The organism is Taylorella equigenitalis ATCC 35865, from assembly GCF_000276685.1.
GTDB lineage: Bacteria > Pseudomonadota > Gammaproteobacteria > Burkholderiales > Burkholderiaceae_B > Taylorella > Taylorella equigenitalis.
Genome location: NC_018108.1, coordinates 628,799 through 642,957, shown reverse-complemented (window position 1 = coordinate 642,957; position 14,159 = coordinate 628,799). Strand labels below are relative to the sequence as shown.

At 35.9% G+C, this 14,159-nt stretch carries 14 protein-coding genes and 2 tRNA genes; 8 read left to right on the top strand and 8 right to left on the bottom strand.

The window, feature by feature from the left end:
• Nucleotides 1-60: 60 nt before the first annotated feature.
• Together KUI_RS03000 and KUI_RS02995 are read left to right on the top strand one after the other, a co-directional pair.
• A complete protein-coding gene (locus tag KUI_RS03000; protein ID WP_013522363.1) occupies nucleotides 61-1,755 on the top strand; it encodes an ABC transporter ATP-binding protein/permease in 1,695 nt (564 codons plus the stop codon).
• A 96-nt stretch (nucleotides 1,756-1,851) separates the two neighbouring features.
• Nucleotides 1,852-1,945, top strand: a tRNA-Ser gene (locus tag KUI_RS02995).
• A gap of 78 nt (nucleotides 1,946-2,023) precedes the next feature.
• Here KUI_RS02995 and KUI_RS02990 read toward each other — a convergent pair.
• The 3 genes from KUI_RS02990 to KUI_RS02980 are packed head-to-tail and all read right to left on the bottom strand — an operon-like array spanning nucleotide 2,024 to nucleotide 5,557.
• Complete coding sequence (locus tag KUI_RS02990) at nucleotides 2,024-4,012, bottom strand: TRAP transporter permease (protein ID WP_014840272.1); 1,989 nt, start codon at nucleotides 4,010-4,012, stop codon at nucleotides 2,024-2,026.
• The gene (locus KUI_RS02985) at nucleotides 4,002-4,472 is read right to left on the bottom strand and encodes a DUF1850 domain-containing protein (RefSeq protein WP_013522361.1); all 471 of its coding nucleotides are present in this window, start codon (nucleotides 4,470-4,472) and stop codon (nucleotides 4,002-4,004) included. The genes KUI_RS02990 and KUI_RS02985 overlap by 11 nt, the downstream gene beginning before the upstream one ends.
• Nucleotides 4,473-4,483: 11 nt before the next feature.
• Nucleotides 4,484-5,557 carry a TAXI family TRAP transporter solute-binding subunit gene (locus tag KUI_RS02980; protein ID WP_014840271.1) on the bottom strand — a complete coding sequence of 358 codons (1,074 nt, stop codon included), beginning with the start codon at nucleotides 5,555-5,557 and terminating at the stop codon, nucleotides 4,484-4,486.
• A gap of 98 nt (nucleotides 5,558-5,655) precedes the next feature.
• Here KUI_RS02980 and KUI_RS02975 point away from each other — a divergent pair, with 98 nt between their 5' ends.
• Together KUI_RS02975 and KUI_RS02970 are read left to right on the top strand one after the other, a co-directional pair.
• Nucleotides 5,656-5,979, top strand: a complete 324-nt coding sequence (locus KUI_RS02975) for a TM2 domain-containing protein (protein WP_013522359.1) — start codon at nucleotides 5,656-5,658, stop codon at nucleotides 5,977-5,979.
• A 67-nt stretch (nucleotides 5,980-6,046) separates the two neighbouring features.
• A tRNA-Arg gene (locus KUI_RS02970) sits at nucleotides 6,047-6,124 on the top strand.
• Nucleotides 6,125-6,131: 7 nt separating this feature from the next.
• Here KUI_RS02970 and tilS read toward each other — a convergent pair.
• From tilS to cysS, 3 genes are read right to left on the bottom strand one after another with little or no spacing between them, the layout of a single operon-like run.
• Complete coding sequence (gene tilS / locus KUI_RS02965) at nucleotides 6,132-7,232, bottom strand: tRNA lysidine(34) synthetase TilS (protein ID WP_014840270.1); 1,101 nt, start codon at nucleotides 7,230-7,232, stop codon at nucleotides 6,132-6,134.
• Nucleotides 7,207-8,169 carry an acetyl-CoA carboxylase carboxyltransferase subunit alpha gene (locus KUI_RS02960; protein ID WP_013522357.1) on the bottom strand — a complete coding sequence of 321 codons (963 nt, stop codon included), beginning with the start codon at nucleotides 8,167-8,169 and terminating at the stop codon, nucleotides 7,207-7,209. Before KUI_RS02960 ends, tilS begins: the two co-directional genes overlap by 26 nt.
• A 55-nt stretch (nucleotides 8,170-8,224) precedes the next feature.
• Nucleotides 8,225-9,685 (bottom strand): cysteine--tRNA ligase, encoded by a 1,461-nt coding sequence (cysS, locus tag KUI_RS02955; RefSeq protein WP_013522356.1) that lies wholly within the window; start codon nucleotides 9,683-9,685, stop codon nucleotides 8,225-8,227.
• 58 nt (nucleotides 9,686-9,743) lie between these two features.
• Here cysS and KUI_RS02950 point away from each other — a divergent pair, with 58 nt between their 5' ends.
• From KUI_RS02950 to KUI_RS02940, 3 genes are all read left to right on the top strand, one after another.
• The gene (locus KUI_RS02950) at nucleotides 9,744-10,364 is read left to right on the top strand and encodes a tetratricopeptide repeat protein (protein ID WP_225972007.1); all 621 of its coding nucleotides are present in this window, start codon (nucleotides 9,744-9,746) and stop codon (nucleotides 10,362-10,364) included.
• Between the two features lie 88 nt (nucleotides 10,365-10,452).
• Nucleotides 10,453-10,959, top strand: coding sequence for a peptidylprolyl isomerase (locus KUI_RS02945; RefSeq protein WP_173546073.1), 507 nt, complete (start codon nucleotides 10,453-10,455; stop codon nucleotides 10,957-10,959).
• A complete protein-coding gene (locus KUI_RS02940; protein WP_014840268.1) occupies nucleotides 10,952-11,713 on the top strand; it encodes a UDP-2,3-diacylglucosamine diphosphatase in 762 nt (253 codons plus the stop codon). Before KUI_RS02945 ends, KUI_RS02940 begins: the two co-directional genes overlap by 8 nt.
• Here the strand turns inward: KUI_RS02940 and KUI_RS02935 are convergent.
• Complete coding sequence (locus tag KUI_RS02935) at nucleotides 11,688-12,542, bottom strand: undecaprenyl-diphosphate phosphatase (RefSeq protein WP_013522352.1); 855 nt, start codon at nucleotides 12,540-12,542, stop codon at nucleotides 11,688-11,690. The genes KUI_RS02940 and KUI_RS02935 overlap by 26 nt on opposite strands.
• Nucleotides 12,543-12,560: 18 nt before the next feature.
• Nucleotides 12,561-13,337: an inositol monophosphatase family protein gene (locus tag KUI_RS02930; protein ID WP_013522351.1), complete on the bottom strand. Its 777-nt coding sequence runs from the start codon at nucleotides 13,335-13,337 to the stop codon at nucleotides 12,561-12,563.
• Nucleotides 13,338-13,441: 104 nt separating this feature from the next.
• On the opposite strand from KUI_RS02930, the gene KUI_RS02925 reads away from it, so the two are divergent.
• Nucleotides 13,442-14,155, top strand: coding sequence for an RNA methyltransferase (locus tag KUI_RS02925; RefSeq protein ID WP_232008468.1), 714 nt, complete (start codon nucleotides 13,442-13,444; stop codon nucleotides 14,153-14,155).
• The last annotated feature ends 4 nt before the right edge of the window (nucleotides 14,156-14,159 follow it).

Below are 14,159 nucleotides of genomic sequence, written 5' to 3'. Positions count from 1 at the left end.
ATTTTAAAAACCACTTTCAAGAATACTTTCAAAAAAGTGGTTTTATTTTTGTATAAAGCTATGAAACAATTTTTCTATCCCTATTTCAGACTTATGAGATTGTGCCTGTCTGACAAAACAGGTATATATGGGTTATTTCAATTTATATTAGTCTTAATATTAAGTCTTTTTGGTTTGGGCATTTCTATTCGCATGATTACTTGGAGCAAAGACTTCTACAATGCTCTTCAACAAATCAATGGAGCACAGATAGTCAACCAAATTGGAATATTTGCATTATTGATACTTGCAAGTGCATCTCTGCATCTTATAGGAGAATATATACAAAAACTACTTCAAATTCGTTGGCGAAAAAAAATCACACAATCGATAATCGAAAAATGGCTTAGTAAAAACAATCACTGGTTTTTAAAATTAAATAAACATTCAAATTTACTTGATAATCCAGAACAGCGGATTGCAGACGACTGTCGTATCTTTATAAATTTAACTGTCACAGAAGTTCATGACCTTATTATGGCAATAATTTCCGTGATTTCTTACTTTTCAGTTTTATGGTCCCTATCAACATTTTCACTATCATTCAGTGTTTTTGGATATGCCTTTCAAATACCCCGTTATATGGTTTGGGCCGCTCCAATTTACGTTTTAATTTCAAGTGGAATCACACACTATCTAGGAGCTCCACTAAAAAGATTAACAGTAGAGCAACATCGAAAGGAAGGTGATTTTAGGTATGCACTTACACACGTTAGAGATTCAAGTGAAGCTATTGCATTGCATCGAGGCGAGGAACAAGAACAAAAAAATCTTGAAAAATTATTTTCAGCTATAGAGAAAAATTGGCGTCAATTAAATATTCGTAATTTAATTTTAGGCAGTTTTACCCGACCATACTTTCAAACAGTTCTACGCATTCCGACGTTTTTAGCATTGCCAGCGTTTATAGCTGGAAAAGTTACATTAGGTGGGCTAATGCAATTAGCGAGTGCCTTTACAAATGTAGTTACTACGCTCTCATGGTTTATTTTTTCATATGGAAATCTAGCTGAACTGGCTGCTACAACACGACGCTTAGATCAGCTATTTCAGAATTTAAATAATAATCAGGATGTAGGGAGCGACCTAAAAACTAATTTATCGAAAAATTTAGTTATTGAGAATTTGGACATATACACCCCTTCAAAGAATCATCTAATTAATATAGAAAAATTTCACGCAAATGTTGGCGATAAAATTTGGATTCAAGGGAAATCTGGATTAGGAAAAAGTACACTTGTTAAATGCTTAGCTGGTCTGTGGCCCTATGCAAGTGGAGCTATAAATTTGCCTCAAGAAGATAGTTTGTTTTTGCCCCAGTCTCCATACATCCCAAATCAAGGCATTCTCGAGGCTATCTGCTACCCTAAGGATAAAAATTCATTAAGTACTTATGAAGCTAAAACTCTATTGAGTTCAGTGGATTTAGATCATTTATGCGATTATGTAACTATGTCTAATGAAGAACAACAACGAATTCTAAACAACCTTTCTGGTGGAGAGAAACAACGTCTGGTGCTAGCTAGAGCTATATTTCTCAAACCTCAATGGCTTTTTCTAGATGAGGCTACAAGTGCATTAGATAAAGACAGTGAAGAAAAAATGCTTAGTTTACTTTGCAATAAACTTCCAGAGTCTACGATTATTTTATTTTCCCACCATTTTCCTCATGGATTTGGGCATGACTATCATATTAAATTAGATGAGGATACGTAGGTACTACAATATGAATAGATTATCTTGCTAGAAATTAAAAATATTAATTTCAAATTGATTTTAGCCCTCTTAGAGGTTAAAATCTTTAATTCTTTTGGAAACGTGGCCGAGAGGCTGAAGGCACTTCCCTGCTAAGGAAGCATACGGACTTAAATCTGTATCGAGGGTTCGAATCCCTCCGTTTCCGCCAATTGATTTATAAAAAAAGCTAGTATCCTTCTGGCACTAGCTTTTTTATTTTGGGTTTAAGCATATATGCTTAAATTAGTTAAGTCCCTAAAACTTCAAACTCCTTCGAATTTTTATTTAAAAAAGCCAATACCACAAACAATGCTACTCCAGCTATGTCAGTAATCATTTCAGGGAAAATAAGCATTAAACCAGCAGCTGCGAATAGTATTCTTTGCCAAATAGGGACATGCTTAAATAAATACCCCTCTAATGCTGAAGATAAACTAAGAACCCCTAGGAATGAAGTTACTATAACAGTAACAATATCCATAATCCCTGGTAATGGAAATTCTTTAGCAGTTACTGATAAGCCCTCAACATCAATTAAAAGCATATCAGGGTTATACACAAACATGTAAGGTACGATAAAACCAGCTAATGCTAGCCTTAAAGAGATAAAGCCAGTTTTCATAGGATTACCGCCAGCTATACCAGCACCAGCAAATGAGGCCAACGCAACTGGAGGTGTAATGTTTGCAAATATACCAAAATAAAATACAAAGAAATGAGCTACCAATACTGGCACATCAAAGTGAGCTAAAGCGGGTGCAGCCATAGTCGCAGTTATGATATATGCTGGGATTGACGGCAGACCCATCCCTAATATCATAGATGCAATCATCGTTAAAAATAAGGTTATAAATAACGATCCTTGACCTAAACTCACAATCGTACCTGTCAAAATAGAACCAAAACTAGTAAGACTAACGACACCTATAACAATCCCAACAACCGCACAAGCTGCCATTACTGACAACGATTGCTTAGCTCCGTCCTCTAAAGCCTCTAAAATCTGTTTAAGACCCATGCGTGTCTCTTTACGTATCCAAGAAATCACAATTGTAAATGCGATTGTATAGGCAGCTGAATACCCAATAGGCACAGACTTACTGAGCATATAAACTAAAAATATAATCGGAAGAAGCATGTGACCTCGGGCCAGGAGAACTTCTTTTAATCGAGGCAAATCAGCTTTAGGAACACCTTTTAAATTTGTGCTCCCAGCCCTAAAGTGAACCTGAGCAATTACACCAAAATAGTAAAGCAATGCTGGCAATATACCCGCTAATGCAATAGTCCCATACGATACGCCCGTAGTTTCAGACATAATGAATGCACTAGCTCCCATAATAGGTGGCAATATCTGTCCGCCTACTGATGCAGAAGCCTCCACAGCACCAGCGAAGTTTTTATGGTAGCCAATTTTCTTCATAAGTGGGATAGTAAAAGCACCTGTACCTACAACATTAGCTATAGCTGAACCGTTAATACTACCCATAAATCCACTTGAAATGACTGCGACTTTTGCTGGACCTCCTCTTTGGCTTCCAGCAAGAGCTAAGGCTAAATCATTAAACAATTGCCCCATTCCAGACCTTGAAAGAAAGGCACCAAACAATATAAAAAGAAATATGAAATTAACAGAGGCTCCAATAGCTGAAGAATATATCCCTTCTGTTTTTAAATAAAGTTGTCCAAATATATCCCCAATATCATATGGTCTAGTTAGTAAACGACCAGGCATAAAATCCATGTGACTTATAAAAGGATATAGAAGAAAAATCAAAGCAAAAACAGGTAAAATCCAACCTGTTATCCTGCGACCAGCCTCAATTACAACGATTACTGTGATAATGGCAAAAACCAAGTCCAATTGATTTGGAGTTCCACCTCTAACAGTAGAAATAGCCGTGTACTCAAAAGCTATATAAATGAAGCTTGCTAGAGACCCTAAACAAAATAATATCTCATACCAAGGTATGGTACGACGACTACTAGACTTGAAAGGTGGATAAATAAGAAAAATTAATAATGCACCTAGACCCACATGAATAGCTCTAAGAGTAAGAGTTGGTACTGGATAAAAAGTCGTGTATATATGGAATAGCGAATAAATAATCGCAACAGCAGAAATTAAATGCTTTAAGAATTTACTATCTGGATGTCTAGTAACAGACTCTCTATCAAACTTTTCTAAAATAGTTTGACTATTCGATTCATTCTGATTGATTGAATTATTTGTCATTACAAAAACCTCCAAACAACAAATTTATTATTGGAACCCTAACAGAAGACATTTGTATCTCTGTAAACCTAGGAACCTCTTTATTAATATTCCATACATCACCGTCAACGATGATTTTGCCTTGCATATTTTGTGATACAACCCAATTTAATACGGGATAATTTCTGTTTATTTTATATCCAACGTAACCCTGAGGAGCGTTGATAACTTCACCGTCAGAGGGTGTACCTGCACCAAAAGTCTTAAAAAAAGTAGATTTTAAATTTAAGTTTCCTGATACTGCTTTGTAATTCTCAATCCACTCTTCTTTTTCAACTGAGTGAATCCAGGATATTGAAAACTCATCATCCCTAAGATAGCAAGAGTTCCCTTGATACAAAATTTTGGCCCTATTTACTGGGTAAATAAGAGCCAAGAAAATTACTACACAGCAAATCAGAATATATCTTGATTTGCTCATACTAAATCAATTTATTTCTTACTGTTAAGCTCGTCGTAGTATTTTTTTGCACCAGGGTGAATAGGTGCAACCATACCTTCCTGGGCAGACTTAGCATCTACCGCCTTTATAGCTTGATGTGAGTTTTGTAAAGCTGGTAATTTTTCGATGAAAGTTTTAGTTAATTTATAAACATCATCTTCGCTAAGTTTGCTAGAAACAATAATTGCATTTCTAATCACTGCTGTGGTTACAGGTTTATCTATTCCATAAGTGCCTGTAGGAACCTCCATAGAACTAAAGTATGGAGCTTTGTCCGCAATTTCTTTTAATTTTTCTGGAGGAATAGAAACTAGTTTTAGTGGGAAACTTTTAGACAATTCAAGCAATGAAGCATTAGGCAACCCCGAAGTTAAAAATGCTACATCAACTTTACCTGTTTTAAGTGCATCTGCAGATTCGGCATAACCAAGGTAGTCAACTTTAATATCATCATAAGTCATGCCAAATCCTTGGATTAGGTTACGCGCATTAACTTCAGTACCTGACCCAGGAGCACCCACCGATACTCGTTTACCTTTAATGTCTGCAAGTGTCTCAATTCCTGAATCTTTTGAAGTTACTACTTGAACAAAATTAGGATATAGCACCGCCATTTGATTTATGTTTTTAACTGGTGCTTTAAAACTATTCTCCCCTTTAACAGCATCAGAAACAATATCGGACATTAAAAAAGCCATTTCAACTTTACCATTTTCGACTAAGTTTGCATTTTCGATAGATGCACCTGTAGTCTGAGTCTTAGAGTTAACACCATATGCTTTGTTGTACTCATCTGCTAATGTAGTAGCGATAATATTATATGGACCCGAAGCACCACCAGTAGCTATGGTCACAAACTTAGTCTCTAGTTTGTCGGAGGATTTTGATTCATCTGAAGTTGATTTAGTTTCATTAGATTTAGCTTCTTCAGCCATAGGCTTTGTTTCAGAAGTAGATGTATTACTTGTAGGTTCAGTAGTTGTTTTTGCTTCTTCTTTTTCTCCACAAGCTGTTAATGTAACAAGCATAGTAGCTATAATTGCAGATGTTCTGAACAATTTCATAATTACCCCTAATAAATTGTTATAAATAAAAGTTAGAAAAATATTAACATTTGTAATCGATTCTTAAACTAGGGAAATCACTATTAGGAAGTTAGCGTATGAATGAAGATGATGATTTTGACTTTAACTATTCAAAAAATGAAAAAAAGAACAAAATCATGGCTGGAATATTGGCAATTTTTGGTGGCGTAATTGGTATGCACAAATTTTATTTAAACCAGACTGGGATTGGTTTAACCTATTCATTAATGAGTTTAATATGTGTGATTGCTACTGGACTTATGGTTCAAATCACTCAAAACAAAGATTTTTTGTTTATTGCAGCTATACCCTACGCAATAGCTTTGTATTCCATATATGAAGGGATTTTATTAATACGTATGAAAGACGATATATTTGATTCTAAATACAACACAAATTAGAGAAATATTATTTTTTTATTGCAATGCGTATTGAAAACATTTAAAATATCAGCTTATTTCTTTTTATGCGCCCGTAGCTCAGTTGGATTAGAGTACTTGGCTACGAACCAAGGGGTCGTGGGTTCAAATCCTGCCGGGCGCGCCATAGGCTCTCAATCTCCCTTCACCTTGTTAAATACCACCATCCCCTTACATAGTTTTATAACTAAATTTTCATGAAGAATATTGAGATTTCTATCTGTTCCCATTTGATGAACACCATTTAACTGTCTAATTATCTCAGTGGTTTTACTATGGGTTGGATTTAATACATTTAACTCTTTAAAAATATATCTAATTAAATTTATCTGTCTACGAGTTGGCAATGATCGAAATAATTGAAGGTCTAAGCTAGCAACTTCTTTACCCATGTCGTCTTTTTGGTTAAAAGTTAAACCAACAGACTCAGCATCTAAAATAGCTAAATCCCTAGTGAGTTCATCCACTTCTACACAAACTTGTGCAAACCTAGCGACATTTTTTTGCCAAAGTGGGAAATGACTGGCTATAGAAGCATCAAACATGTTTCTAACCGCTCCTCTAGCATATTTAGAATCAAAGTTAGATGGGTCTTTTATAGATTCATGTCCTATTAATTCTAAAATATTGTACGTAGGCGTTGAATTCAACCAAGGACGATGAAACTTAATTCCGTATATTTCTGATTTGGGTGGTATACCTTTAATACCCAGAATTCCAGTGCCGCGCAAAAGTCGTATCAATATAGTCTCCGATTGATCATCTATATGATGACCAGTAAAGACATGACCAATTCCTAATTCCTTGCACTTATCTGTAATAGCTTTATATCTAGCCTGTCTGGCTGCGGCTTCTACACCTTTATTAGTGTCTGTAGGGACATTAACATACAGTATATGAATAAGAAATCCAAACCTTTCAGCAAATTTTAAATTTCTCTGAACCCATTCATCGGCCTCTGCATATAGACCATGATGAACATGTATTAGATGAACTTCAATTCCATATCTAGTGGCAATATATTTAGACTGAATTGCTAAGACTACTGAATCTTTTCCACCACTAAAGGCAATACCTATTTTTCTAATGCCCTTAGAACTTAAATCTTTTATGACACTATCAATATTGCTATCAAAAAAATATTTGCAAATTGAAGTATCAAAATCTTGATTTAATTTATTTTGATTATCTTCAAAATTAAAAGATTGATCAGACTTTTTCTGTAACTCTACCATAAGACATTAACCTTTGGATTCTGCGCTCAATCAATTGATCTGGGGCAATGTCTTCAACCTGTTTTAATGATTCGTTAAGAATTCTTTTTAGGTTTTTAGCTGCAAGTGAAGGATTTCTATGAGCCCCTCCAACTGGCTCAGGAATGACTTTATCAATAAGCCCTAATTCCAGAATTCTATCAGCTGTAATACCTAAAGCTTCTGCGGCTAATGAAGCTTTCTCTGAACTTCTCCATAATATTGATGCACAACCCTCTGGGGAAATTACGGCGTAGGTTGAATACTGCATCATATGGACATAATCTCCTACAGCAATCGCTAAGGCCCCACCAGATCCCCCTTCACCTATAATAGTGGCAATCAATGGAACCTTTAATTCAGCCATTGCATATAAATTGTGACCTATCGCCTCAGACTGACCTCGCTCCTCTGCACCAACTCCTGGATAGGCTCCAGGTGTATCTACGAAAGTAAAAATAGGCATACCAAATTTCTCAGCTAATTTCATAAGCCTAAGAGCCTTGCGATAGCCTTCGGGTCTAGGCATACCAAAATTTCTCTTTGCCCTCTCCTTAGTGTCTCGCCCTTTTTGATGACCAATAACCATACAAGGGTCACCATTAAATCTAGCAAAACCGCCAATAATAGAAAGGTCATCAGCAAACATGCGGTCACCATGTAACTCATGAAAGTCAGTAAATATACTATTAATGTAGTCCATCGTGTACGGCCTCTGTGGGTGACGGGCTACTAGAGCAGTTTGCCAAGGGGTAAGCTTTTCATAAATAGATTTAGTAAGAGACTCACTTTTAGCTTGAAGCTTGGAGACTTCCTCGGAGATATCAATCACGTCCTCAGTAGAAACATTGCGTAGCTGCTCGATTTTTTGTTCAAGTTCTTCTATAGGTTTTTCGAACTCGAGAAATGTATTTTTCATAACTTTAGCCGTAATTTGAAATATGTAATAATATCACTATTTTATTTGATATAACTTAGGTTCTACGCCAATTCGTAATTCCACCTGGTTTGTCTTCCAATTCGATACCTGTCGCTTTTAAATAATCCCGAATTTCATCTGCTTTTTTGAAATCTTTGTTAGCCTTCGCAGCCTTACGTTCCTCGATTAAACCCTCGATATCATTATTTGATATGGCAATGCCCCCACTACCATCAATTTGAGTTTTACTATACCGAGTTGGGATTTTAAAATATAGTCTAGGATTTACCCTAAATAACCCGAGCAATTTACCCAAAGCAACTAGAAGTTTAAAAAGCTCTTTAGATTTGGTTTTGTTTACTTCTGTATTTAATTCAAATAAGACAGATACAGCTAAGGACGTATTAAAGTCATCATCCATGGCATTCATAAACTTTACTGCATATGGATTAGACCAATCAATAGGTGATTCGATAAAGTCTTTAGCATCAAAAGTACCAAAAGTTTGATAAAGCCTATCAATAGCAGATTGAGCATCTACTAAATTATCGGGTGTAAAATTCTGAGCACTTCTATAATGATTACGAACAATAAAAAAACGCAACATCTCAGCTTCACGTTCATTGAATTCATATTCAGCTGAATCATCAGAAACCTCGCCGACAGCAACTGTCTGACGTATTGTTTTAAAGTTTCCTAGTGATTTAGACATCTTATCGTTATCTACCATTAAAGGTCCGCAGTGCATCCAGATTCGAGCAAGCTCTATATCATATGCCCCTTCAGATTGAGCAATTTCGTTTTCGTGATGGGGAAATTTTAGGTCAGGTCCGCCACCATGAATGTCTAGAGGAAGTCCAAGTAACTCTTTACTCATAGCTGAACACTCAATATGCCACCCTGGACGACCTAAGCCATATGGAGAAGTCCATTTGGAATCCTCTGGTTCAGAATCTTTAGCAGCTTTCCATAAAACAAAATCAAGTGGATCGAGTTTTGCTTCAGATATAGCAACCCTTTCTCCCGAACGCAAATCATCAATTGAACGACCAGAAAGCTTTCCATAAGAATCGAATTTTCTAACAGAAAAGTTTACGTCATTGTCCTTAGACTTGTAGGCTAGTCCTTTCGATTCTAATTTATTAATAATCTCTAACATACCACTTATGTGATCAGTTGCTCTAGGTTCGTGATCAGGTGGCAATACTCCTAATGCCCTCTCATCGGCATGCATAGCATCTGTATAGAATTGAGTAATCTCATTAAGTCTTTTGTTTAGGGCTACTGCTTTTTTAATTATCTTATCGTCTATATCGGTTACATTGCGTACATAATTAACTTGATAACCTTTATATCGAAGCCATCTGCAAATAACATCAAAACTAACCAGCATACGTGCATGACCTAGATGACAGAAGTCATAAACGGTAATACCGCAAACATACATTCGAATTTTGTTTGTTTCAATTGGCTTTAATTCTTGTTTTTGACGAGTCAACGAGTCGTAAATTTGCATTTGAAAAGTTTAAAATGGATAAAATTTTCCATACAGTTTAACCTTATAAGCATAAATTTTGAATAAATTAAGAATCTCGCTTTTAGCGATAATGGTTGGTACGGTTGCATTGCCAGCATATACAAAAGAAAAAGACTACAGTAATGAGGGTGGATCAGAAACTGTTGCTAAATTTTTTGATGTTTTTACGCCAGCAGTCGATACTTCTATTCCAGAAAATAGAACTCAGTTAGCTCAAAGAATTAATTCTCTCATCTCTGCTGGGCATTTAGATGAGGCCCTAAAAGAGGTGAAGAAAAATCAAAAAGAGGATTTGATACATATAGATCCTCAAATCGATGTACAACTTTTATTTCTTGAAGCTAGGATATATCAAGCAAAGGGTAATTTTAAGGTAGCTCTAGAAACTTATAGAAACATGACAAATAATTATCCAGAACTTGCTGAACCTTGGAATAATATGGCCGTTATACAATTACGGCTTGGGCTTATTGAAGAAGCAAAAGATTCTCTTGAGCAAGCTATTGCTATTAATCCAGATTATGGTTTGGCCCATAAAAACTTAGGATATGTTTATATGGTGAAATCAAGGGAGCATTTCCAAAAGGCTGGTAGCCTTGGTGTTTCAGGTGCTTCAGCTCATTCTAAAAAACTGGATTCATTAATCAAAGGAAAATAGAAATATGAAAAAATTAATAAGAACGTTATTATTTGCGACTATAATGCCCGTGACACTAAACGTACAAGCACAAACACAGGAGAAAAATATGTCTAAACAAAACGTTAGCCTAGAGACAAATAAAGGTGTAATCACTATTGAACTTGATCTAGAAAAAGCACCTAAAACTTCACAAAACTTTATCGACTATGTTAAAGCTGGTCATTATGACGGTGTAATTTTCCATCGTGTTATTAAAGGTTTTATGATCCAAGGGGGTGGATTTGCTCCAGGCATGTCTGAAAAACCAACTCGTGAACCTATTCAAAACGAGGCAGATAACGGTCTTAAAAATGATAAATACACTGTAGCTATGGCACGCACAAATGACCCACATTCTGCATCAGCTCAATTTTTCATTAATACAGCGGATAATGATTTTCTTAATTTCAAATCTAAAAACGCTCAAGGATGGGGCTATGCTGTATTCGGTAAAGTTATTGGCGGTACAGAAGTAGTTGATGCTATAGAGAATGTAAGTACAGGTAGCCGTGGTTTTCATAATGATGTTCCTAAAGAGGACGTGATTATTGAAAAGGCAACTTTAGTTGAATAAACTTTATTTCACTGGTCATACTTTTTTGGTCTCAGATATTCATCTGGGACCCGATATCCCTCTCACAAATTCCAATTTCTACGACTTTCTAGTCTCTATCCAATCACAAGCTAATAATTTAATTATTTTGGGTGATTTGTTTGATTTGTGGTATGGTGACGATACCCTCTTATACGAAACACCAGGTTGGCTAACTGAAGCTATAGATAAATTAAAAGCATTTGCCCTAGCCGTACCAACTTATTTCATTCATGGAAATCGAGATTTTCTAATTGGTAAAAAATTTTCAGAAATAACTGGAATTCATATATTGCCCGACGAAGTCATCCTAAATATAGGCGATATTAAAAACATACATATATCGCACGGAGATCAGATGTGCCTAGACGATATTGCCTACATAAGGATGCGAAAAATTTTTCGGAATAAGATTGTCCAAAAAATTTTTCTTATGTTGCCTACTCGAACAAGAAGCAAAATCGCCACCAAAATAAGAGGCACAAGCGAATCAAGCAAAAAAGGTGACAAGTATTACTATGATGTGCCAGATAGAGCTATCGATTCGCTAGTTATGAGAAATTCCAACATAACCGATATCATACATGGGCACACGCATAAACCCAACATCCATAATCACGGAAACATTAAGAGATACGTACTACCAGATTGGGATTACGATCATGATAAAAGGGGTGGCTATATCCACATCACTCCTAGTGGACAAATTCTTACAGAATATTCCACACCCACATAGCCACGATAGCACCAAGAACTAACCGATACCATGCAAATGGGATATAGGAGTGCTTAGAAACAAATCGAAGAAGTCCCCTAACTACGAACAAGGCACTGAAAAAGGCAGTTACGAAACCTATAATCACTGCAACTATGTTGCTCTGACTTAATAGATGACCATACTTATAAATACTAAGTGCTGTAGCCCCCAACATAGTTGGGATAGCTAGGAAAAAAGAAAATTCAGTAGCTACTTTTCGCTCGATACCTGCTAGCATACCTGCAATAATTGAGGCTCCAGACCTTGATGTACCAGGTATCATAGCTAGACACTGAGCAAAACCCACTATCAAAGCCTGTGCAATACTTATCTCTTCAATGCTCTGTGTTTGTAAGCTATTTAAATTATCTTCAGACTTAATTCTTTTAGAGTATTGAGGTCGACTCTCAACCCACATCATTATCAAACCGCCTAGAATTAAGGTGATGCTATACACTATAAATTGGTCATTTAGCAGTCTTTTTATCTGTTTTATAAAAATTACCCCTATTACGGCAGCAGGAAGAAAGGATAGAAGAATATTTCTAGTAAATAAAAGATCAGGCTTTCTTGCACAGACACACCCTGAAGCTATGGAACATAATTTTTCTCTATATAACCAAATAATGGCCAAAATAGAACCTAACTGAATAACGATTTCATAAACTTTATCCTGACCCGCATCAAAATTAATCCAGTCGCCTAGAATCAAAAGATGAGCAGTACTAGATATCGGTAAAAATTCAGTTACACCCTCTACTATGCCAAGTAAAGCCGCTTTTAACAGATATAAAAAATCGCTACTCATAAAAATCAACTACTTTTATTATTTGAAATGATTTATGAGGGTTGGAAATAATTTAGGAGTGGATGCCACTATATGCCCTGTTTGCTTCCATGTTTGCTCACCTTGAAAGTCTCCTATTAGACCACCAGCTTCAACAACAATTAACGAAGCGGCAGCAACATCCCAATTTTGAAGATTGGATCCAAAATACGCATCAAACCGACCACAAGATACGTAGGCAAGTTCAAGAACAGTAGATCCTAACCTTCTGAAACCGCCTGAACCTTGAACTAATTTAAGGGATTTTTCAGCATAATCTGTAACTGAATCATTTTTGGTATATGGAAATCTAGCAGATATTAATGCATCTGACACACGACTTACATTACTTACTCTAATACGTCTGTCATTCAAAAAGGCACCACTGCCTCTTGAAGCCGAAAAAAGTTCGTCCCTAGAGGGATCATATATACATGCTTGTGTGATTTGACCTTTGTGAGCAAGGGCAATAGAAACTGCGTAATTTTGCAGGCCGTGAACAAAGTTATTAGTACCATCTATGGGATCGATAATCCAAACATGATCTGAATTTTGTCCCTTTTGACCACCAGTCTCCTCTCCCAAAACACTATGATCTGGATAGGCTTCAAGTATGATCTCAATTATTGCTTCTTCGACTGCCAAATCAACATCCGTCACATAATCACCAGATTCCTTGCGTGAAACTCTGATTTTTTCAGGTTCAAAACTTGAACGATTGATAATGGCCCCTGCTTTTCTAGCAGCTTTTATAGCGATGGCTAATTGAGGTTGCATATTAAAAAATATAAAATTTAGAAAACCCATATTATATTAAAAACACTTTATCTAAGCCCAAAATGAACACCACACAAGATTTATTCCTAAGGACACATTTTGTTATGGATCAAACCTCCCATGGGGGCAATATCGGTTCAGCCGCCCGTGCTCTTAAAACTATGGGTTTTAGCAACTTAACTATAAGCAACTCAAAATTAAAAGAAATCCATAGCAACAAAGATGCAATTGCTATGGCTTCTAATGCACAAGACACACTTAGTGCTGTAAAAGTTAAAGATAATTTAAATGAAGCTCTTTCTGATATAAATATGGCTTTTGCATTAACTGCAAGGGCTAGAAGAGACTTTGAATCAATTGATGTACGACAAATGGCTACTGTAGCCCTAAACCACTTGATAGAGTCAAAAAATCACAATATAGCGATTGTTATGGGTAATGAGCAAAGTGGTTTGGATAACAACTCCCTATATAACTTTAACTACATAGTCTCCATTCCAGCCAATCCCGAATATAGCTCTCTTAACGTAGCTCAAGCCCTACAAATTACTGCTTGGGAATTGAGATACAAATATATAAATCAATTAAATAATATTAATTTTGATGTCAATGCTATAAAAGATTCAGCCACTATAGGACAGTGCGATTATTTAATAAAAACAATTATTGAAAAACTTGAAAGTTCGGGTTATGACAAAGATAAATTAAATTCCATTGAGCTTAAAACTAAGCATCTCCTAAGAAAATCTCAAATTAGTAAGGAGGATGTACAAATGTTTTTGGGAATAATAAAACTTTTAGAAAAGCCCAGAGGTTAGTATT

What these genes read in the sequence shown, in the direction of transcription:
- KUI_RS03000 (WP_013522363.1), top strand. Translation starts at nt 61, where the DNA reads ATGAAACAATTTTTCTATCCCTATTTCAGACTTATGAGATTGTGCCTG.
- KUI_RS02990 (WP_014840272.1), bottom strand. Translation starts at nt 4,012, where the DNA reads ATGACAAATAATTCAATCAATCAGAATGAATCGAATAGTCAAACTATT.
- KUI_RS02985 (WP_013522361.1), bottom strand. Translation starts at nt 4,472, where the DNA reads ATGAGCAAATCAAGATATATTCTGATTTGCTGTGTAGTAATTTTCTTG.
- KUI_RS02980 (WP_014840271.1), bottom strand. Translation starts at nt 5,557, where the DNA reads ATGAAATTGTTCAGAACATCTGCAATTATAGCTACTATGCTTGTTACA.
- KUI_RS02975 (WP_013522359.1), top strand. Translation starts at nt 5,656, where the DNA reads ATGAATGAAGATGATGATTTTGACTTTAACTATTCAAAAAATGAAAAA.
- tilS (WP_014840270.1), bottom strand. Translation starts at nt 7,232, where the DNA reads ATGGTAGAGTTACAGAAAAAGTCTGATCAATCTTTTAATTTTGAAGAT.
- KUI_RS02960 (WP_013522357.1), bottom strand. Translation starts at nt 8,169, where the DNA reads ATGAAAAATACATTTCTCGAGTTCGAAAAACCTATAGAAGAACTTGAA.
- cysS (WP_013522356.1), bottom strand. Translation starts at nt 9,685, where the DNA reads ATGCAAATTTACGACTCGTTGACTCGTCAAAAACAAGAATTAAAGCCA.
- KUI_RS02945 (WP_173546073.1), top strand. Translation starts at nt 10,453, where the DNA reads ATGTCTAAACAAAACGTTAGCCTAGAGACAAATAAAGGTGTAATCACT.
- KUI_RS02935 (WP_013522352.1), bottom strand. Translation starts at nt 12,542, where the DNA reads ATGAGTAGCGATTTTTTATATCTGTTAAAAGCGGCTTTACTTGGCATA.
- KUI_RS02930 (WP_013522351.1), bottom strand. Translation starts at nt 13,337, where the DNA reads ATGCAACCTCAATTAGCCATCGCTATAAAAGCTGCTAGAAAAGCAGGG.
- KUI_RS02925 (WP_232008468.1), top strand. Translation starts at nt 13,442, where the DNA reads ATGGATCAAACCTCCCATGGGGGCAATATCGGTTCAGCCGCCCGTGCT.